The organism is Bacillus cereus group sp. RP32, assembly GCF_040459735.1.
Taxonomy (GTDB): domain Bacteria; phylum Bacillota; class Bacilli; order Bacillales; family Bacillaceae_G; genus Bacillus_A; species Bacillus_A wiedmannii.
Window position 1 is genome coordinate 2,615,136 of sequence record NZ_JARVHO010000001.1, and the last position, 19,426, is coordinate 2,634,561.

A 19,426-nucleotide genomic window follows, 5' to 3' on the forward strand; every position below is an offset into this window, starting at 1 on the left:
AATGAAACAAAAGGGGGATTAGTAATGCAAAATTTAGTAATTGAAGAGATTAAGCAAATAAATGATGATATGGAAGAGCTTTCTAAACTTTTGAAAACGGTTGTAGATGATGGGGCGTCAATTGGTTTTTTACCTCCACTGGAACAAATAGAATCAACAGAGTATTGGGAAACTGTTTTAGCACCAGAAGTGATCTTGTATGTTGCTAAAATAAATAATGAAGTGGCAGGGAGTATTCAATTACATTTAGTTACAAAGCCTAATGGGATTCATAGAGCTGAAATTTGCAAGTTAATGACTCACCCGAACTTTAGACGTAACGGCATTGGACGTTCGCTTATGCAAAAAGTAGAGGAAAGAGCAAAGCAAGAAAATAGGTCTCTTATAGTGCTAGATACGAGAGAAGGAGACCCTTCTAATAGATTGTATAAATCATTAGACTATAAAGAAGTTGGAAAAATACCAGAATACGCAATATCTCCAAATGGTAATTTAGATGCAACGGTTATTTATTATAAAATGATTTAGTATTTTTATTTAAAAAGAGGGATATTTTCAAACGACAAATCTGTTATTAGGTCTGAGTATTGATTTGTAAAAAGATTGAAACCCCCCTGTATAATAGGGGGTTTCTTTTCATTCATTAACTTCATATTGAATGTTCAATTTGAGGGCCAATTTGTATAAGGTTTTAACAGTTGTATAAGAGGTATTACTTAAATAGGAATTTTGAAGTCTTTTGGTGAATATTAAACGTTAATCTAAAAGATGGAGGTTGCTGTGATGTTGAAACTGTTTCAATATAACTGGCAAGTTCGTGATGATTGGTTTACATGGTGCGAAGACATGTCGGCCGAAGAACTGGTAAAGAAACGGGTCGGTGGATTCGGCAGTATACTACATACCCTATTTCATATTGTAGATGTGGAATGTATGTGGATCTTAGGGTTGTGTGGTGAATCAGTGCCTGAGGAGCCATTGTTTGAAGAGTATGCCAGCTTACAAAAAGTGAAAAATCTTTCAGCTCAATACCACGGGAAAGTGAAGCCATTTGTGACCTCTTGGACAAATGAAATGGATTCTCGGAAACTTTCAAAAGCTGACTTCAATGAAGAGCCGATTAGCTCAAGAGACGCACCAATTAGGCGCCGAGTCATTGAATGTACACACGGAGAGTTAATACGTCATGTCATTGTCCACGAAATCCATCATATCGGCCAGTTATCTATATGGGCACGTGAAATCGGAAAGGAGCCAGTTTCCGCAAATCTGAGAGGGAGAGGGCTATTTGATAACTAGACTAACTTTGCCAATTTCGTAATTTATTTATAAACGAATAGTTTAATTGAGTATATTTAACACCGTCTATATTTCTCTAGCGGTGTTATTTGAATGTATCAATAAAATTTATATAATGTACTAAATGAATTTGAGAAAGTTTTTAGAGGGTTCTTTTCGTTATACTCCTTGACTTATAATGGATGTAGAGAAGATGACTAGCTGACTATAGTTATTTTCGCTTTATTATGGGAAAGGGGATGACGAGATGAAAACGAAAGGTTTACAGAAGGTAAAGAAAGTTATATTAAGTGGTGGTATATTACTTACAGGATTGTTAACTTTCGGTTTTTCAGAAAAAGCTTCCGCTCATGGATACGTAGAATCACCAGCGAGCCGTTCTTATTTATGTAAACAAGGGGTAAATGTAAATTGTGGTCCGATTCAATATGAGCCGCAAAGTGTAGAAGGAATAGGTGGATTCCCACAATTAGGACCTTCTGATGGACAAATCGCAGGAGCTGGCCATTTCCCTGCTTTAGACGTTCAAACAGTTGATAGGTGGAAGAAAGTTACGTTAAACGGCGGAACGAATACATTCAAGTGGAAATTAACTGCTCCTCATAGTACGAAAGAATGGAAATACTATATTACGAAAAAAGATTGGAATCCAAATAAGCCGTTATCACGATCTGATTTGGATTTAGTACCGTTTTATGTAAAAAATGATGGAGGAGCTAAACCTGGAACTTCCGTAGCACATGTAGCAAATGTACCTACTGATAGAAATGGATATCACCTTATTTTAGCTGTGTGGGAAATTGCAGATACTGGGAATGCATTTTATCAAGTTATAGATGTTAACCTTGTAAATAACGGTTTAGCATCAAATATCGCGTTAAATCATGTAGTGCAAGTTCCTACATTATTTTAAATAAAATATACATTTCGATCATCTAATTCATTTTAGATGATCTTTTTTATGAAAAACGATGAAAAATATAGAAGAAAGTGCAATTATTTATAAAAAAATGGGCTTTAAATATTGTCATATTTGCTTCTTTAAGATATCCTTTTCATGAAGAGGTGGAAAACATGGAAAAAGTACTAGTTTTCGGGCATAAAAACCCAGATACAGATGCAATTTGTTCTGCAATTGCTTATGCAGAATTGAAAAAAGAATTAGGAATGAATGCTGAGCCTGTACGTTTAGGCGAAATCAGCGGTGAAACTCAATTTGCGTTAGACTATTTTAAAGTAGAAGGACCGCGTTTTGTTGAGACAGTTGCAAGCGAAGTGGACAACGTTATTTTAGTTGATCATAACGAACGTCAACAAAGTGCTAACGATATCGAATCTGTTCGTGTGTTAGAAGTTATTGACCATCACCGTATTGCTAACTTTGAAACAAGCGATCCTATTTACTACCGTTGTGAGCCAGTTGGTTGTACAGCTACAATCTTAAACAAAATGTACAAAGAAAACGGCGTTACAATTCGTAAAGAAGTTGCAGGTTTAATGTTATCTGCAATCATTTCAGATTCTTTACTATTCAAATCTCCAACTTGCACAGAGCAAGACGTAGCAGCAGCTCGTGAATTAGCGGAAATCGCTGGTGTAGATGCTGATAGCTACGGCTTAGAAATGTTAAAAGCTGGTGCTGACTTAAGCGGAAGAACAATGGAGCAATTAATCTCTCTTGACGCTAAAGAATTCCAAATGGGTAATGCGAAAGTTGAAATCGCACAAGTAAACGCTGTTGATACAAACGACGTTCTTGTACACCAAGCGGAACTTGAAAAAGTTATCTCTGCAGTAGTAGAAGAAAAAGGTTTAGACCTATTCTTATTCGTAGTAACTGATATCTTAACTAATGATTCTGTCGGTCTTGCGATTGGTAAAGCAGCAAACGTTGTTGAGAAAGCATACAACGTATCTCTAGTAAGCAACACTGCTACATTAAAAGGTGTTGTATCTCGTAAAAAACAAATCGTACCAGTATTAACAGAAGCATTCCAAGCTTAATTCTATTGAGTACAGATAAACAGCAAGGACAAGTGGTCGGATTGGCTACTTGTCTTTTTCTATCTCTAAAAAACAGAAAATTAGAATTTTAAAAGGAGGATTGTGTATGTTTAATGATTTGGAGAGTAAATTACAGTCACTATTAGAGCGAAATATTACTTCTGTTTCAGAATTAGAGAGTTGGCTTTTGGAGGAACTACGTGTAAATGCTGAAATAGAAGAGGAGATAACAAATAGTTTAATTTCCATGTATAGAGATACAAACAATAGTAATATAAGTGATTTACATATATATAACCAAAATACAATTCAACCACTTTTAAAAAGATACAATGCAAAGTTTGACCAGAAATTTATAGATTGTCCGTTTTCTAATTTTTTAGATGAGCAGAAATATGGATTTATGAAAAAAGTAAGATTGGTGAAGAGTAAAATGTTTAATGAAAAAAACATTTCTCTTTCCGTTAAAGAACAAGAGCTTATTACGAAATATAGAGAAATAATGTCTAACATATCAATTAATTGGGAAGGCGAGCAAAAGACGTATGCATACGTAAAAGCAAAGCTAGATAACCCCAATAGAGCTATTCGCAAAAAAGCTTGGTACGCTTTATGTGAAGCAAGAAGTATAGTGAAAATAGAAATAAATTGTATTATGAATGAACTCATACAATTGCGGAATGAGATCGCTTTAAATGCAGGATTTAATAATTATAGTGAGTATGCTTTTAAACAAAAAAATAGAGATTATAGTATTAAAGAGTGTTATAAGCTTCATGAATCTATAGAAAAGTATGTTGTACCAATATGGGAACAGTTGGGGATTCTTTCTAAAAACAATCTCGGTGTAAAAAAATATCGCCCTTGGGACCTTACTCCATGTAAATTACCAAAAGCTCCATTCCAAAATGCTATTGATTTATTGAATGGGGTGGAAGAAATATTTCGGAAGACAGATTTATATTTTTATGAGAAATTTATTCATATACGAAAAAAGGGATTAATTGACGTAGAAGAACGTGAAAATAAAGCACCAGGAGCTGCTTGTTTTACCTTACCTCATAGTAAAGAGGTTTTTGCGTTTTCTAATTTTAGTCCTTCATTTTATGCAATTAATGCACTCATACATGAAGTGGGGCATGCATTTCATTTTTATAAACAGTTTAACAATGATAGTAGTATGCAGGAAAGATATCTTCGTGAAGAGGTGGCTGAGCTTTATTCTCTCAGTCTTGAGTTACTAGTAATGGATAAGCTTAATATCTTTTACAAGCAAGAAGATGAATATAAAGAAGTGCAGCGAGTACAATTATATCGTACTTTGTCTTTATTAATATCGTCAGTTGCAGGAGATGTATTCCAACACTGGCTTTATACAAATCCAAACCATACACAAGAAGAGCGGGATGAGAAATATTTTGAGCTATTTGAAAGGTATCAATATTCATCAGTCGATAGTGCAGGATTAGAAGATGAAATCGGTGCAAGCTGGTTAGAGTCATTTCATTATGTTCAGTTTCCTTTTTATCAAATTGAATACGCAATTGCGCAAATAGGAGCAATGCAATTGTTTCAAATTTATCGAGAGGATCCAAAAAAAGCGATTGCTTTCTTTAAAGAGGGAGCGAATGCAGATTGGAATTTACCTATACAAGAAATATATGAAAAAACAGGTGTTACGTTTGACTTTTCGGAAGAAAGGATAAAAAGTACTGCAAGTGTAATTTTTGATCTAATAATTGAATTAAAATAAGGATAGCATTTGCTATCCTTATAACTGTTTGTTCGTAGATTTTTTCTTATTTATATAAAATGTAATAATAGCAGTAATGAGGAAAATAGGTATAGCATACGCTTGTCCAACAAACAATTTCCAGCCAATATGATTATAGCCTTCAGATGTTGGAGCAATCATAGCGATTACGCAAACGATAATATAGAGTACTAGTGCAGGGATTATATTTTTCATTTGTTCACCCCCTTTTCATAAAATCATCACATGTATATTTATATAATACATTATAAATTGAGATAAGATATAGGTTTATCTAATATTTATGTAAATAAAAGGGTTGTTTTTAAGTGGAATACAATAGGTGTATGTAGAATGATATAGGGGTGTTATATATAATGAACAATATATTAAATCGAATAAAGAAAGATATAAATATAGAATTATTGAATGGGCTATGGCCTGGTTTTAAGAGGGCTGCATTTGCATTATATAATGATGAGCATGTGTATGTATTTCATCATCCATTATATTTGAAAGATGATGGTGAGTATGCCGTTTTAAAGCGAGATGACCAATTTAAGGCTGATACATGTATCTTATTAAAAGATTATCCAACTGCCATCGTGAATATGAATAGGCATAAAGATTATGAAAGTTTACTTGCAGTGGTGGTGCATGAACTTTTTCATTGCTATCAATATTTGAATAAAGAAGGTAGATTTCCAAATGAATCTTTAGGATTTCTGTATCCTATATTAGAAGAAAATATACAATTGCGAAATAATGAACGAATTTGTTTATATAATGCAGTTCATTGTAAGTCACAAGCTGAGAAAAATAATTATATTAAGAAGTTTATTGAACTAAGAGAGCAAAGAGCTAGATTTATGGGAGAAGAGTTTATAACATATGAGTATATGGTTGAAAGTATAGAAGGGCCTGCTTGGTATGTTGAAATGACTGCTTGTATTGCAGTATGTAAAAATGTTAAAAGCGAAACATTACGAAAATATAGCGGGCTTATTTTAGATGCATATGATGCTAATTATAATATTAGAAAGAGCTGCTATAGCTCAGGAATGCTTTTATGTTTATTATTAGATGAAATCCTCCCTGAATGGAAAACGAGCTTCTTTAATAGTGATAAATTGTTATATGCTTTTTTAAAACAAAATATAAATGTGGATTTGAGTTTCAATATTGAAATGACAATAAGTAAAAAAACGAAGCAAATCCTTCATTTTGTTCAAAACGAAAGAGACAAGGATATTAAGCAGTTTTATGATGAAGAAGGGTATCATTTGTATATTGTAGGAGATATAAAATTAAATTCGTTTAATCCAATGAATGTAATTTTAAACGGAAATAAAGCATTACATAAATCCTTTTTAAGTGTAAGTATACATAATAAAACATATATGATAAATCAGCCTGTTTTAGCATCTTTCGAAGAAGATTTTAAAAATATGACACAAGTTCATATCATAATGAACGAAAAACCGAAAGAAACAAATAATGGTTGGAACGTTTTTGGGGTTGGAGAAATAGAAGCTGCGTATGAAGAAGTAGAGGGTTCTATATTTTTATATTTAAAAAGTTAGAAATGAGGTAAGAAAAAACGATGAAAAGGTTATGCATAATTCCATGCGGAAAGAAGAAAATTTGGGATAAGTATCGTGATTACGGACCGATGGAGGCAAAAGATGTATATATTAGCCCGTTCGGAAAAGCATGTCAGGCGTACGCAACTATGTTTTTCGAGAATTGGGTTATATTATCGGCGAAGCATGGATTTTTAAGGCCAAATGATATTGTACTAGAAAACTATGATCTTGCCTTTGATTCAAAGAGCGATGAGATTATTAGTATTGAACAATTAAAACAACAGATGATTGAAAAAGACTTGCTTCAGTTTGATGAAATCGTCTTACTTGCAGGGAAGAAGCATAAAAAAGTAGTGACACAATTGTATCTAGAAGAAATCATTACGTATCCGTTAGAAGGATGTAAAGGAATTGGGTATATGTTGCAGAGGTTAAAAGGGGCTGTGGGGGAAGGGAGAGAGTTATAGCCAACTTTTAGTGTTTATATATATTGTGTGTGAAAAAAGAAAACACGTATGAATTTAAATCCTAAATATTGGGGTTTCTTCTTTGTAGTATTTACTTTAAAGAGATTTGGAAGTACTAACAGAGAAGTATAACATTTATAACTATACTTATAAAACTAGAATATAGACTAGTAAACAAGCATTTTTACTCTTTTAAACATAGAATATGATGAATTCTATTTAGGAGGAGGCATATTTATGGGGAATCATTGTAATTGCAGGCGTTCATTTTGGGATGATTTAATGTTCGGAAGATGTGGATGTAAATGCAGGGATTGTCACGAATGTCGTTGCAAAGAGAAACCGAAGTGCGATTGTGAAAAATGTAATTGTAAAGAGAAACCGAAATGTCATTGTAAACATGAAGGGTATTAATAATAAAAAGAGTACGTTAAGTACTCTTTCAATTTATAAGGTTATATTCCATCTTCAACAGATTTTTTTACAATTTTCCATTTATCTTGTTTTTTAATCTTTATAGCTACATGAGTTCCATTAGACTCCTTATAAAAAATATATCCATTATTTGCGTTCACATATGTTAATGGTTCACCTATGCAATCTCGTGAACAAGATGTATTGATAATCTCAATTAAGGATAGTTTGCTCGGATCAGTCCTACTTGCATCTATAATAGTATCAACGTCTGTTTTACGATAACCTTGTAAGTTTACATGGGAATTCTGTTCAATTTCTCCTGTAATACTAGTATTCATTACTTCAACTGAATTTTTCTTTTCTTGAAGAAATCCGTTTTCATAAAGTAATTTTGTATATCCAACCCATGCGATTAAAACTAGCATGATAAACATACTACATATTTTAAGTGTTCGAAGCCGTTTACTTACAATTGTTTCTGAGTATTTCATTCAGTTTAATCCTCCAATGTTTTTAATTTAAAGTATGCTTGGATACATATATTTAGAAGAGGATGAAAGGTAACTAGTTCTGGATTCAAAAAAGAAAACATCTGAAATTAGATGTTTTCTTTCTTGAGTGATTTTCACTATCTGTTCGTTACTTGTTTCATAAGTGGCCTAATTTCTTTTACAGGTGGTTTTTTATCATAGGCATCAACGTAAGAAAAGTAATAATTTAAGTTTCTGAGAAGTCCTTTTCCTATTTTAGCGCTTAAGAATGGAAATACTTGTCCAGTATAATCATCAAGAGATTTACAGTAGTATTTTTCATCTAAATATATACTGTATTTACATGTTAGTTCTACTAGTGAGTTTCCTTCATCATCAATTACTTCTTTAGAATCAATAATGTCTATTAATGCGAATTTTTCATTTAGATATACTTTCTTCTTTTTCTCGTGCTTATTTGTAAGGATAAATACGAGACCGATGGCGTTAATCAAACTATTTCCTCCTATAGAAAACGGATATTAATAAAATATATCGATATACGTTAAATGTAAAGAGGACAAGAGAAATATCATTGATAGAAAGTTTAATAAGCCGATTTGTTTTTTCAAATCGGCTTATTGTTATTGAAACACTTGCGGGAATTGTTTTACGATTGCATTTGTTATCATGTCAGCCATTTCTAATGCTTCTTTTTCAATTTTATCGTATAGTTTTACGCTTGCTTCAAAATCTTTATTTAGGAAGGCAAGCGCTTCTGCTTTCGTAAGTGCTAAATGTTCATAAAACATTTTTCTGAATTCTTCTTTTTCTATATATGGATTGATGCTAGTAAGAAACGCCACAATTTCATCACCATTAGCGTACCATTTTTTCTCTATAGCGGCAGCTGCATTTTGGTCACCAGCTTTTGCGGCTTTAAATAGATCCGCTGCAATGACTAAGTGGTCTTTAATTAGTGCACTATATTTTTTTACAGCATCTTCACCATAGAATGGTTCAAGTGACAGTCCCATATGTGTTGCATTTTGAAGAAGTCGCCCAACTGTAACGTTTACGTCTGGTAAATTAAATACAATGCTAATAATAGCTAATCTCGTCCAAGCGACATGTTGTTCCCATAAAGAACGCATATAACCTTTTAAAAAGTTCTCGTTTTTACTAATTCGGTAATTACGTACAGATGTATCAAAGTGTACATAAGGGTTATGATAGGGGGAGTAATACGATTGCCAATAAGAATACATAAACGGTAACACTCCTTTGAACATGTATAACTCAAAGTATGATGGGAATTTATTTTTAGTTACGTGTCCTAAATTAATTTCAGAAATTGATATGGAAAAAGATGCAGAATTTTATTGTGGTATATACAAATAAAGTGAATATAAAAATAAACAAGGCTCTGCAAGGGAAGTTGCAGAGCCTCAAAAGGGTATTGCCGAGATGTCGGACTCGACTAAGTAATGTTATCATAAAATTCTATTTAAAAAACCTGGTAAATGTGTCCAAATGAAAGTGGATCTTTAATAAAGTCAATGGGATCAGCTTCCCGCAGCAGATCCCGTTAACTAGATAATGTTGATGAGCAAAAACTCATCTGGAGTACTTTTATAGTAATAAGTGAAATTCGTTTTGTGTATTGAGAAAAAAAGAATTACTTCAATAAATGTTAAGAACTTATATTTTACATCTCGTTACTATTATCATTTGTTGTGAGTGGAGTACGGTTATAAAATAGAGAAAAGATATACAGGTGTATCTAAAAGTGTACTGAAATGTATAATAATCAAAAAAGACCTGCTTTTATAAGCAGGTCAACTTAAGGGGTTTATCCAACAGAATATTTTATATGATAACAGCTGTATTATAGTAAGTCTATAAGGTATATATTGAGAAAATTATTATGGATAATATATCACATACACATTAACGTTTAAAAAGTTGAGAAAGAAAATGGAAAATATTTCTATAAGAAAATAATGGCTGGTATTTATAATACGATTCATATTTCCACGCATCATGATTCGAAAATTGGAGTTGGTTCGGTACTGTTTTCTGCTTGATGGAACTAATATTCTGCTGCTTCATATAGTAACCTCCTGAATTCATATGTATAAGATTAGTAGTATTCAAGGAAGAGTAATAAAATGTATATTTATTTTGTAATTCATTTTATATGTGCTTTATTTTTGTTTTAAAATTTATAAACATAAATAGCCATTAAAACACCGTTGCTAAACAACCTTTAAAACGTAGAAAAGCATAAAAAATGAAAAAGCAAGCTGTTAGTCATGTATTCATCACTTTCATGACGCATAAGTGATGATATAATAGGAATAGATGAAAGATATAGAAAAGCAGGTGACTCTTTTTTGTTTACAAAAGCACAAGAACTTTTAGCGTCTTATTTCGGTTATTCGTCATTCCGAAGAGGACAAGATGAAACAATTAAAAATGTATTAGATGGGAAAGATACGGTTTGTATTATGCCTACGGGTGGTGGTAAGTCAATTTGTTATCAAATTCCCGCATTAGTATTCGAAGGAACGACATTAGTTATTTCACCTTTGATTTCACTTATGAAAGATCAAGTAGATACATTAGTACAAAACGGTATTTCAGCTACTTATATTAATAGTTCTATTTCAATTACAGAAGCGAATCAACGCATTCAATTAGCGAAACAAGGACATTATAAGTTACTTTATGTAGCGCCTGAGCGTCTTGATTCAATGGAGTTTGTTGACCAACTTATCGATATGAAAATCCCGATGATTGCAATTGATGAGGCGCACTGTATTTCGCAGTGGGGACATGATTTCCGTCCAAGTTATTTACATATACATCGCATATTAGATTATCTTCCAGAAAAGCCGCTTGTATTAGCTTTAACTGCGACGGCAACACCACAAGTTCGTGAAGATATTTGCAACACGCTTGGAATTAATCAAGAAAATACGATTATGACAACGTTTGAGCGCGAGAACTTATCATTTTCTGTTATTAAAGGACAAGATCGTAATGCATATCTAACGGATTATATTCGTCAAAATCAAAAGGAATCTGGGATTATATATGCAGCTACTAGAAAAGTAGTTGATCAGTTGTATGAAGATTTAATGAAAGCGGGAGTTTCGGTATCAAAATACCATGCTGGTATGAGTGATACCGATCGAAATGAGCAGCAAGAACTCTTTTTACGTGATGAAGTGAGTGTAATGGTAGCGACATCTGCATTCGGGATGGGGATTGATAAATCGAATATTCGTTACGTTATCCATTATCAACTGCCAAAAAACATGGAAAGTTATTACCAAGAAGCAGGACGTGCTGGACGTGACGGATTAGATAGTGCGTGTATATTGCTATATTCTTCTCAGGATGTGCAAGTACAGCGCTTTTTAATTGATCAATCGACAGGTGAATCTCGATTTTCAAATGAACTTGAAAAACTGCAAAATATGACTGATTATTGTCATACAGAACAATGTTTACAATCATTTATTTTGCAATACTTTGGAGAAGAACCGAAAGAAGATTGTGGCCGCTGCGGAAATTGTACGGACGACCGGGAAAGTATCGATGTGACGAGAGAATCACAAATGGTTCTATCTTGCATGATTAGAACGAACCAACGATTTGGAAAACAAATGATTGCACAAGTTTTAACTGGTTCGAAAAATAAGAAAGTTATTGAATTCAATTTTCATACTTTACCAACATACGGGTTACTATCAAATCGTAGCGTAAAAGAAGTTAGTGAATTTATTGAGTTTCTAATTTCAGATGAGTTAATTGCAGTAGAACATGGTACGTATCCGACATTAAAAGTTACGGAAAAAGGGAAAGAAGTATTATTAGGTAAAGAGAATGTTTTACGTAAAGAACGAGTAGAGACAAGACAAATTGTTCAAGATCATCCTTTATTTGAAGTACTTCGCGAAGTACGTAAAGAAATTGCGCAAGGAGAAGGTGTACCGCCATTCGTTATTTTCTCTGATCAAACGTTGAAGGATATGTGTGCAAAAATGCCACAAAGTGACTCTGAACTTTTAACTGTGAAAGGGATCGGCGAACATAAACTTGTGAAGTATGGTTTTCACTTCTTACAAGCAGTTCAGCACTTTATTAAGGACAATCCAAACTATGCTGAAACAGTTAAAACAGAAGTGGTGACAGAGCGGAAAAAGTCAGGGAAAGCTTCAGCAAATTCTCATTTAGAAACGTATGAAATGTATAAACAAGGCATTGATCTAGATGAAATTGCGAAAGAACGTGGCTTATCAAGACAAACAATTGAAAATCATTTAATTCGCTCTTTTGAAGATGGAATGGAAATAGACTGGAACAGTTTTGTTCCTGCAGAATATGAATCACTGATTGAAACTGCCGTGCAAAATGCAGAAGGTGGTCTGAAATCAATTAAGGAACAACTTCCAAATGAAGTGAGTTACTTTATGATTCGTGCATATTTGCAATTTAGAAAGTAGAGATATATAAAGGGGATAGGGGATATATGCATCATGTTTTCGTGTATGGCACATTAAGAAAAGAGCAAACGAATGCTCATTTTATGCAAGGTGCAATATGCATCGCAGACGGAGCATGGACGTATGGTAAATTATTTGATACAAACGAGGGGTATCCGGCAATGATTTGTTCAAATGAGGACAAAGTATACGGAGAAGTTTATGAAGTAAATGAGGTTGTTCTGCAAAAATTAGATGAACTTGAAGAATATACAGGTAATGCAGAAAGTGATTTATATGACCGAATCACCGAAACGATTTATTTAGGAGATAGAATAATACGTGCATTTGTGTATGTCGCTCAAGATAAAGAGATGCTAAAGAAAGTTATCATTTCTGGTGATTGGGTAGAGTATCAACAAGAAAAATAATAGCAGCCATAGAGCAGATAGTGGGATCATTCATTATCTGCTTTTTATATTGTTACTTTAAAAATTCTTATTATTTTTATAAAATTGTAAATATAGAGAATAATAACCTTTTTTCATGGGTGTCAGAAATTTAGTTTCTCACCTGTAGAAGAAAAATCTATTGCAGGAGGAGAATAATAATGAATGAATTAGATGTGAGAGAATTTTACGAAAAACAATTCGAACTATCCAATTACGATATTAATACAGAAAGCTGGTTAGAACAGGTTGCGAAAGAAGTTCAAGAACAAATTGGACATCCATTTCAGTCAATGTTAGAACTAGGAGCAGGAAATGGTGGATTTGCAAGGGCGATGTCTAAGTTACAAGTAAAAATGACTACTGTTGAGCTTGTAACAGAGTTAGTTATGTTTGCAAAAGAACATTCTACTAATGATATAGATATTCATTGCGCTGATTTTTATAAAATTAATTTTGAAGAAAAGTTTGATGTTGTTAGTTATTTAGACGGATTTGGTGTAGGATCAGATGATGAGCAATTGATTCTATTAAAACGGATTAAAAACTGGATGAAGGATGATGGATGTGCACTTATTGATATTTATCAACCACTTTATTGGAAAAAGGTAAGTGGACAAGAAATGTCTTTAAGCTCAGCTATGCGAAAATACGAATATGATCGTATAAATGAAAGAATGTTAGATCATTGGTGGCATCCTAATAATCAAAATGATATAGTTACACAGTCTTTACGATGTTATACGGTAGATGAGATTAGTAATCTATGTGCTGAAGCTGGTTTAAGTATTGTAGGATTCTTCCCAGGCGGAGCATATGATTTTGAAAAAGAGAAATATAAAGAATTAACAACTTTAAATGAATGTTTGGCGTACCGAATTAAAATAAAGAAGAGTAGGGATTAATCTCTACTCTTCTTTATTTTAGAAAATTCTTACTAAAACTATTGACTTTATAAATGGATTTTTAATACAATTGTATTTCGACTGAAAAATTAGAACGGACAGGAGGGAATCATCAAATGAACAACATTTTTGAAGAAGAGTTACAAAGGATGAAAGATACATTACGTACGATGGATGATCAATTAGAACAGCTCGAAAACATTCCGGTTTATTATGGAGATGATTTTAAAGAACAAATTCTAGAAAGTATGAGAGAATCTAATAGGAAAAATTTACGTATCGGTGTACAAGAACCGTACTTTGGAAGATTAGATTTTCAAGAGGATGGCAAGGAAGATGTTATGCCGATCTACATCGGTAAAGTAGGTGTTTCACATAAAGACACAATGAAACCAATTGTAATAGATTGGCGGGCACCTGTTGCAAGTATGTTTTATTCATTTACCGGCGGTGATGAATTAGCATTTTATCAATCGCTAGACGGATTAGTAGAAGGTGATGTGTATTTAAAGCGAAACATCTCTATTCGAAAAAGAGAACTAGAACGTGTTGTTGATACATATGTAAAAGGAAATGAAGATGTCTCACATGCCGATGATTTTCTTCTATATCGATTAGGTGAGAATAAAGATAATAAACTAAAGGATATTGTTTCGACAATACAATCGGAGCAAAACGATATTATTCGTGCGGAAAGAAACTTACCATTATTAATTCAAGGGGTTGCAGGAAGCGGAAAAACAACGATCGCTTTACATCGCCTTGCTTTTTTAATTTATGAATATCGTGAACAATTAGAAGCTGAGAGAATGATTGTATTCGCTCCGAATAGTCTGTTTTTAGACTATATTTCGAGTGTGCTTCCTGAATTAGGTGTAGGGAATATTAGTCAAACAACATTTCCAGATTGGGCATTACGTACGTTAGATGATTCTGTGAAACTAAAGCAAACAGAAGAAAAGTTGAAAGAAGCCTTTTCTATTAATCGTGATGAAGAAAAGGTTATGCTCGGTAAATTGAAAGGCACGCTGGAATTTAAGTCCTTTATTGAAGAGAGAATGGTTCAATTTGAAAAAGAATTAATACCAACAAGTGATTTTGAGGCATGGGACAATGCTATTATTCCAGTAGAAGACATAAAAAAATGGATGCAAGTTGAATATAAACATTATCCATTAAAGAAAAGAAGAGAAAGATTAGTCGGCCGAATGAAGCGCTGGATTGAAATTGAACTGAAAAAGTATGGAGAAACAAACGAGAAGAAATTATTAAAAAAAGAAGCGACAAAGAGATTGAACACATATATGAAGTTTTGGCCGAAAATGAGCTCACTTTCACTATATAGTTCAATATTGAAAAGTAAAGAAATACTCGAAGTATTACCTGAAGAACTTGTGAAAGAAACTGAAAAGAGTTGTCGTAAAAAAGAAGTGTATGTAGAAGATTTACCAGCTTTAATTTACATACATAACCGCATAACAGGTATTGAAATCGGACAGAAATTCCATCACGTCGTTATTGATGAAGCGCAAGATTTCTCACCATTCCAAGTGTATGTATTAAAAGAAATTACACTAGGTAATTCTTTCACTATATTAGGTGATTTATCTCAAGCAATTTATGATTATCAAGGGATTGAAGAGTGGGGTGCTTTTAAGGAAGTATTCCAAGAAACAGGTTATTATGAACTGACGAGAAGTTATCGTTCTACAAAAGAAATTATAGAATTTGCGAACGAAATAATTAAAAATGCAGAGATTCCAGTTGGGCTCGCAACACCAGTTTTTCGCAGTGGTGAAGATGTTAAGGTAATCCATGCAGAAGATCAATTTAATGAGATTATGAAGACGTTAAAACATCTACAAAACGAAGATGTGAAAACAATTGCGGTAATAGGAAGAACAGAAGATGAATGCCGCGATATATATGAGAAATTAACAAAAGCAGGATTGGCCGTAAACGTCATTGAAGCAGATCAAAGTAAATATGAAGGTGGTATTTCAGTAGTACCTGTATATTTGGCAAAAGGGCTAGAATTTGATGCTGTTCTATTAATCGATGTTGATGAAGAACATTATAAAAATACGAAACATGATGCGAAGTTACTATATGTCGGATGTACAAGGTCACTTCATGATTTATGGATTTTCCATAGCGGGGAAGCATCGCCTTTAATTAAAGGAATAAAATAAATAGTAAAAACAAGAGGCGTTTCTAGTAACAAAAAGAAGAACCTCTTGTTTTTCTATATAAAGACATGGAGAGAAAATAATAATGATCACAAAAGTAATAACAAAAAAAAATTGGGAAATCGCAAAGGTAAATGGAGAAATTAATGAAGTTTCACTAAAAGAGGAGGGATTTATTCATTGCTCGTTTTTACAGCAAGCATTAAAAGTTGCTGAAAAACATTTTAGTCATGAAGAAGATGTTTTATTACTGACAATTGATCGATCCTTAATAAAAGCAGAAATAAAATATGAACTTGCTTCTAACGGTCAAGAATATCCGCATGTATATGGAGTAATTCATATTGAATCAGTTGTAAATGTTACCCCATTTATTAAAGAAAAAGGAGAGTTTATATTACAAGAGGTACAAAATTAAAATTGTTATAAGCATTTAAATTAGCCAGAAAAGCACAAAATATATAGTTTGTGCTTTTTTTATTTTCTATTTTTTGTAAATACGTATTGTTTTTATCACATTAATACTGTACGATACATAGTATAAAACACATACTGTATGACATATAGTAATGAAAATGAGGTGAGTGAATGGATGCTTTATTAAATTCGTTAATTACTGAACTAAGAAGAGGTACATTAACATTAGCGGTTTTAAGCCAGTTAAGAACACCGCAGTATGGGTATTCACTTGTCCAATTATTGGAACAATCAGGGATTACAATCGATCAAAGTACGTTATATCCACTACTTCGCCGATTAGAAAAGCAGGAGCTAGTAACGAGTAGTTGGGATAAAACGGAGAGTAGACCTCGTAAATATTACGTTTTAAGTGAATATGGATTAGAGATATTTTTGCAGTTGAAAAAGGAATGGATAAAGGATTCGAAAGAACTTTATAAATTATTAAAGGAGGAGGACAAGAATGAATTTGATTGATATTTACGTCGAGGAAGTAGCGAAGAGATTACCTGAAAAAAATCGTGAAGATATTATTCTTGAACTACGGTCAACAATCGAGGATATGTTACCTGATGATTATAATGATGATGATGAAAAAAGAGTTCTTGAAAAATTGGGGAGTCCAGTTTCATTGGCAAATGGGTACTTAGATAGGCCGATGTATTTAATTGGACCACGTTATTTTGATGTATATACGACATTATTAAAAATGATCATACCGATTGCAGCTGTTATCGCACTCATTGCAATGGTTGCAGAAAATTTTGTAGGATATGATGGTGAGCAAGCGGTATTAAATGTTATTTTAAACCTGATAGGTAAAGGAATTGGGGAAATTATCGAAGTAGGACTCCATGTATTTTTCTGGTTGACACTTGTATTTGCAATTTTAGAAAGAACAGATAAAGACAAAGGTACTCAACCGTTGACGACAAGTTTAAAAAAGTGGACGCCGGATGATTTGAAAAATACTTCGTATATTCCAAAGAAAAAGTCAATCTCAAAGTTCGAAGTATTTGGCGGGTTAATGTGGACCGCAATATGGGCAACACTTTATTTTTATGCGAACCATCTTGTAGGTGTATATCATGGTACAGAAAGCGGATTGAAGTTTGTCGCGGCAACTTTTAATCAAGATGTGTTACTTCAGTATTGGCCAATCGTTGTAATTGTGATTGTTTTTGAAATAGCTATATCTCTTTATAAGTTAGTACAAGGACAATGGACGAAAAAGCTGGCAATCGGGAATGCTATTCTTCAAATAGTTGGAACAATAGTATTCATTGTAATTGTAGTAAATCCGCATTTATTTAATGAAGGATTTATTGCGTATGTGGCAAATGTGTTTACTACTTCTCCAGAGGAAGTTAAAAAGTGGTTAATTGGTGGAGGTATTATCATTTACATTTTGTCTGCTGCGTTAAATATATTTGATGGTTTCCGAAAAGCTCGTATTCGTATATAGGAGTGAAATTAGAGGAAAGGAAGAAAGTGATGATAAGGGAAGCAAGGAAACAAGATGTCACATACATTTTAGATATTTATAATGATGCTATATTGAATACAACAGCCGTCTATACGTATAAACCTGTAACCCTTGAAAATAGAATAGATTGGTATGAACAAAAAAAGGCTAACGGCTACCCGATTTTAGTATGTGAATTAGATAATAAAATAGTAGGATTTGCGACATTTGGCCCGTTTAGAGCTTGGCCTGCCTATAAATATTCAATTGAGCATTCTGTGTACGTTCATAAGGAATGTAGAAAAAATAGGATAGGAACTTCATTAATGAAAGCATTGATCACAGTTGCAAAAGAAAGGGAATATATGACCTTAATTGCTGGAATTGATGCAGAAAATGAGAAAAGCATTGCCTTACATGAAAAATATGGATTTGTTCATGCGGGGACAATTAAGAAGGCTGGTTATAAGTTTAATAGGTGGTTAGATTTAGCTTTTTATCAATTGGAGCTTAATGGTCCTAAAAAGCCTACGGAAGAATAGATTATTGAGTTTTGCTTAATATTTAATCTAGAAAGATAGCATGGGAAAGTTTCATGCTATCTTTTTTATTGTATGCATACATATCAAGTAACAAAAAAGGTTTTATACATTCTATATCGAAATTTAAGAATGTAATAAAACAATATAAAAAGAGGTGCGAATATGCAAACTGTCATTGAAAGAATGAAAGAAATACAATCTGGTCAAGTTGGAGTGATTGTGTCTTCTACAAAATCTGAAGATATAATTGCCTCCTATAATAATGAACTATATGTTCCTTTAGCATCAGCAGCAAAAGTGGCAATTGGATTTGCAGTAGCAAACATGGTAAAAAACAAACAAATTAGTTGGAATGATATGCTTCACCAAATTAAATTTAATCCAAAAGAAGATAGTGCACAATTATATCCACATTTGCAAGGAAGAGATACAATATCACTCAGTAAAGCTGTTGAAGTGATGATAGCGTGTCATGACAGTTGTATTGCAAAGGCGATTGTATTGCACTGCGGAGGATGGGATACTGTTAGAAAGTATGTTTCAACGTACTTCCCTAACATACATGTTCAAGAAAACCCTAGAGATGAACAAAATGTTGGAGAGTTAAATGAAATACATTCACTTTTAGTGCAAATTTTTCGAGGGTATAAAACTGAGCCGGAATTATGGGAACCAATAATAAATGGAATGGTAAGGCAGCAAGGAGAATATGAGGGGATACCGCATAATCATTTAGCACATATGACAGGTGGATTGCCAAAAGCTATAATAAATATTGGTATACTAGGAGTGTTTAATGAATTTCCGCTTCTTTATGTTATTGGAGGAAAAGATTTGTCTAATCGATTTGAAAATAAAGAAGCCGATGAAACTATTGCATCAGCTTTGAAGTACATATACGACATATATATAGTGAAAGCATTCTAGG

General features: G+C 33.0%; 21 protein-coding genes. 16 read left to right on the forward strand and 5 right to left on the reverse strand.

Features of this window, described 5'->3' with window-relative positions:
* Nucleotides 1-24 precede the first annotated feature (24 nt).
* The 5 genes from QCI46_RS13510 to QCI46_RS13530 all read left to right on the forward strand — a co-directional run bounded on the left by QCI46_RS13510 (nucleotide 25) and on the right by QCI46_RS13530 (nucleotide 5,056).
* Complete coding sequence (locus tag QCI46_RS13510) at nucleotides 25-528, forward strand: GNAT family N-acetyltransferase (RefSeq protein ID WP_353840516.1); 504 nt, start codon at nucleotides 25-27, stop codon at nucleotides 526-528.
* Between the two features lie 255 nt (nucleotides 529-783).
* Nucleotides 784-1,299, forward strand: coding sequence for a DinB family protein (locus QCI46_RS13515; protein WP_353841871.1), 516 nt, complete (start codon nucleotides 784-786; stop codon nucleotides 1,297-1,299).
* Between the two features lie 247 nt (nucleotides 1,300-1,546).
* On the forward strand, nucleotides 1,547-2,212 hold the full coding sequence (locus QCI46_RS13520; RefSeq protein ID WP_063221468.1) for a lytic polysaccharide monooxygenase: 666 nt from the start codon (nucleotides 1,547-1,549) through the stop codon (nucleotides 2,210-2,212).
* 161 nt (nucleotides 2,213-2,373) lie between these two features.
* Entirely contained in the window at nucleotides 2,374-3,303 is a 930-nt protein-coding gene (gene ppaC, locus QCI46_RS13525) for a manganese-dependent inorganic pyrophosphatase (protein WP_353840517.1), read from the forward strand.
* A gap of 106 nt (nucleotides 3,304-3,409) precedes the next feature.
* Nucleotides 3,410-5,056 (forward strand): M3 family oligoendopeptidase, encoded by a 1,647-nt coding sequence (locus QCI46_RS13530; protein WP_353840518.1) that lies wholly within the window; start codon nucleotides 3,410-3,412, stop codon nucleotides 5,054-5,056.
* A gap of 18 nt (nucleotides 5,057-5,074) precedes the next feature.
* Here QCI46_RS13530 and QCI46_RS13535 read toward each other — a convergent pair whose 3' ends face one another.
* Nucleotides 5,075-5,272 (reverse strand): DUF4017 family protein, encoded by a 198-nt coding sequence (locus QCI46_RS13535; protein ID WP_353840519.1) that lies wholly within the window; start codon nucleotides 5,270-5,272, stop codon nucleotides 5,075-5,077.
* Between the two features lie 161 nt (nucleotides 5,273-5,433).
* Between QCI46_RS13535 and QCI46_RS13540 the strand changes: the two genes are divergently transcribed.
* A complete protein-coding gene (locus tag QCI46_RS13540) occupies nucleotides 5,434-6,639 on the forward strand; it encodes a peptide ABC transporter permease (protein ID WP_353840520.1) in 1,206 nt (401 codons plus the stop codon).
* Between the two features lie 20 nt (nucleotides 6,640-6,659).
* The gene (locus QCI46_RS13545) at nucleotides 6,660-7,109 is read left to right on the forward strand and encodes a DUF6884 domain-containing protein (protein WP_242253003.1); all 450 of its coding nucleotides are present in this window, start codon (nucleotides 6,660-6,662) and stop codon (nucleotides 7,107-7,109) included.
* A gap of 455 nt (nucleotides 7,110-7,564) precedes the next feature.
* Here QCI46_RS13545 and QCI46_RS13550 read toward each other — a convergent pair whose 3' ends face one another.
* The 4 genes from QCI46_RS13550 to QCI46_RS13565 all read right to left on the reverse strand — a co-directional run bounded on the left by QCI46_RS13550 (nucleotide 7,565) and on the right by QCI46_RS13565 (nucleotide 10,108).
* The gene (locus tag QCI46_RS13550; protein WP_353840521.1) at nucleotides 7,565-8,017 is read right to left on the reverse strand and encodes a hypothetical protein; all 453 of its coding nucleotides are present in this window, start codon (nucleotides 8,015-8,017) and stop codon (nucleotides 7,565-7,567) included.
* Nucleotides 8,018-8,154: 137 nt separating this feature from the next.
* Nucleotides 8,155-8,511: a hypothetical protein gene (locus QCI46_RS13555; protein WP_000606238.1), complete on the reverse strand. Its 357-nt coding sequence runs from the start codon at nucleotides 8,509-8,511 to the stop codon at nucleotides 8,155-8,157.
* A 129-nt stretch (nucleotides 8,512-8,640) separates the two neighbouring features.
* The gene (locus QCI46_RS13560) at nucleotides 8,641-9,264 is read right to left on the reverse strand and encodes an acetylglutamate kinase (protein WP_353840522.1); all 624 of its coding nucleotides are present in this window, start codon (nucleotides 9,262-9,264) and stop codon (nucleotides 8,641-8,643) included.
* 682 nt (nucleotides 9,265-9,946) lie between these two features.
* Entirely contained in the window at nucleotides 9,947-10,108 is a 162-nt protein-coding gene (locus tag QCI46_RS13565) for a hypothetical protein (RefSeq protein WP_353840523.1), read from the reverse strand.
* A gap of 284 nt (nucleotides 10,109-10,392) precedes the next feature.
* Here QCI46_RS13565 and recQ point away from each other — a divergent pair, with 284 nt between their 5' ends.
* From recQ to QCI46_RS13610, 9 genes are all read left to right on the forward strand, one after another.
* Nucleotides 10,393-12,510 carry a DNA helicase RecQ gene (gene recQ, locus QCI46_RS13570; protein ID WP_353840524.1) on the forward strand — a complete coding sequence of 706 codons (2,118 nt, stop codon included), beginning with the start codon at nucleotides 10,393-10,395 and terminating at the stop codon, nucleotides 12,508-12,510.
* A gap of 26 nt (nucleotides 12,511-12,536) precedes the next feature.
* A complete protein-coding gene (locus tag QCI46_RS13575; RefSeq protein ID WP_075307402.1) occupies nucleotides 12,537-12,920 on the forward strand; it encodes a gamma-glutamylcyclotransferase family protein in 384 nt (127 codons plus the stop codon).
* 179 nt (nucleotides 12,921-13,099) lie between these two features.
* On the forward strand, nucleotides 13,100-13,843 hold the full coding sequence (locus tag QCI46_RS13580; RefSeq protein WP_353840525.1) for a class I SAM-dependent methyltransferase: 744 nt from the start codon (nucleotides 13,100-13,102) through the stop codon (nucleotides 13,841-13,843).
* A 116-nt stretch (nucleotides 13,844-13,959) separates the two neighbouring features.
* Entirely contained in the window at nucleotides 13,960-16,035 is a 2,076-nt protein-coding gene (locus tag QCI46_RS13585) for a HelD family protein (protein WP_353840526.1), read from the forward strand.
* Between the two features lie 82 nt (nucleotides 16,036-16,117).
* On the forward strand, nucleotides 16,118-16,450 hold the full coding sequence (locus QCI46_RS13590) for a DUF952 domain-containing protein (RefSeq protein ID WP_353840528.1): 333 nt from the start codon (nucleotides 16,118-16,120) through the stop codon (nucleotides 16,448-16,450).
* Nucleotides 16,451-16,620: 170 nt separating this feature from the next.
* Nucleotides 16,621-16,968: a PadR family transcriptional regulator gene (locus QCI46_RS13595; RefSeq protein ID WP_353840529.1), complete on the forward strand. Its 348-nt coding sequence runs from the start codon at nucleotides 16,621-16,623 to the stop codon at nucleotides 16,966-16,968.
* Nucleotides 16,955-17,956 (forward strand): HAAS signaling domain-containing protein, encoded by a 1,002-nt coding sequence (locus QCI46_RS13600; protein WP_353840531.1) that lies wholly within the window; start codon nucleotides 16,955-16,957, stop codon nucleotides 17,954-17,956. The genes QCI46_RS13595 and QCI46_RS13600 overlap by 14 nt, the downstream gene beginning before the upstream one ends.
* Nucleotides 17,957-17,985: 29 nt before the next feature.
* Complete coding sequence (locus QCI46_RS13605) at nucleotides 17,986-18,498, forward strand: GNAT family N-acetyltransferase (protein WP_353840532.1); 513 nt, start codon at nucleotides 17,986-17,988, stop codon at nucleotides 18,496-18,498.
* A gap of 162 nt (nucleotides 18,499-18,660) precedes the next feature.
* A complete protein-coding gene (locus tag QCI46_RS13610; protein ID WP_353840533.1) occupies nucleotides 18,661-19,425 on the forward strand; it encodes a serine hydrolase in 765 nt (254 codons plus the stop codon).
* Nucleotide 19,426: the final 1 nt, after the last annotated feature.

What these genes read in the sequence shown, in the direction of transcription:
- QCI46_RS13575 (WP_075307402.1), top strand. Translation starts at nt 12,537, where the DNA reads ATGCATCATGTTTTCGTGTATGGCACATTAAGAAAAGAGCAAACGAAT.
- QCI46_RS13565 (WP_353840523.1), bottom strand. Translation starts at nt 10,108, where the DNA reads ATGAAGCAGCAGAATATTAGTTCCATCAAGCAGAAAACAGTACCGAAC.
- QCI46_RS13530 (WP_353840518.1), top strand. Translation starts at nt 3,410, where the DNA reads ATGTTTAATGATTTGGAGAGTAAATTACAGTCACTATTAGAGCGAAAT.
- QCI46_RS13610 (WP_353840533.1), top strand. Translation starts at nt 18,661, where the DNA reads ATGCAAACTGTCATTGAAAGAATGAAAGAAATACAATCTGGTCAAGTT.
- QCI46_RS13550 (WP_353840521.1), bottom strand. Translation starts at nt 8,017, where the DNA reads ATGAAATACTCAGAAACAATTGTAAGTAAACGGCTTCGAACACTTAAA.
- QCI46_RS13580 (WP_353840525.1), top strand. Translation starts at nt 13,100, where the DNA reads ATGAATGAATTAGATGTGAGAGAATTTTACGAAAAACAATTCGAACTA.
- ppaC (WP_353840517.1), top strand. Translation starts at nt 2,374, where the DNA reads ATGGAAAAAGTACTAGTTTTCGGGCATAAAAACCCAGATACAGATGCA.
- QCI46_RS13605 (WP_353840532.1), top strand. Translation starts at nt 17,986, where the DNA reads ATGATAAGGGAAGCAAGGAAACAAGATGTCACATACATTTTAGATATT.
- QCI46_RS13585 (WP_353840526.1), top strand. Translation starts at nt 13,960, where the DNA reads ATGAACAACATTTTTGAAGAAGAGTTACAAAGGATGAAAGATACATTA.
- QCI46_RS13535 (WP_353840519.1), bottom strand. Translation starts at nt 5,272, where the DNA reads ATGAAAAATATAATCCCTGCACTAGTACTCTATATTATCGTTTGCGTA.
- QCI46_RS13515 (WP_353841871.1), top strand. Translation starts at nt 784, where the DNA reads ATGTTGAAACTGTTTCAATATAACTGGCAAGTTCGTGATGATTGGTTT.
- QCI46_RS13510 (WP_353840516.1), top strand. Translation starts at nt 25, where the DNA reads ATGCAAAATTTAGTAATTGAAGAGATTAAGCAAATAAATGATGATATG.
- QCI46_RS13600 (WP_353840531.1), top strand. Translation starts at nt 16,955, where the DNA reads ATGAATTTGATTGATATTTACGTCGAGGAAGTAGCGAAGAGATTACCT.
- QCI46_RS13545 (WP_242253003.1), top strand. Translation starts at nt 6,660, where the DNA reads ATGAAAAGGTTATGCATAATTCCATGCGGAAAGAAGAAAATTTGGGAT.
- QCI46_RS13520 (WP_063221468.1), top strand. Translation starts at nt 1,547, where the DNA reads ATGAAAACGAAAGGTTTACAGAAGGTAAAGAAAGTTATATTAAGTGGT.
- QCI46_RS13590 (WP_353840528.1), top strand. Translation starts at nt 16,118, where the DNA reads ATGATCACAAAAGTAATAACAAAAAAAAATTGGGAAATCGCAAAGGTA.
- QCI46_RS13540 (WP_353840520.1), top strand. Translation starts at nt 5,434, where the DNA reads ATGAACAATATATTAAATCGAATAAAGAAAGATATAAATATAGAATTA.
- QCI46_RS13595 (WP_353840529.1), top strand. Translation starts at nt 16,621, where the DNA reads ATGGATGCTTTATTAAATTCGTTAATTACTGAACTAAGAAGAGGTACA.
- QCI46_RS13560 (WP_353840522.1), bottom strand. Translation starts at nt 9,264, where the DNA reads ATGTATTCTTATTGGCAATCGTATTACTCCCCCTATCATAACCCTTAT.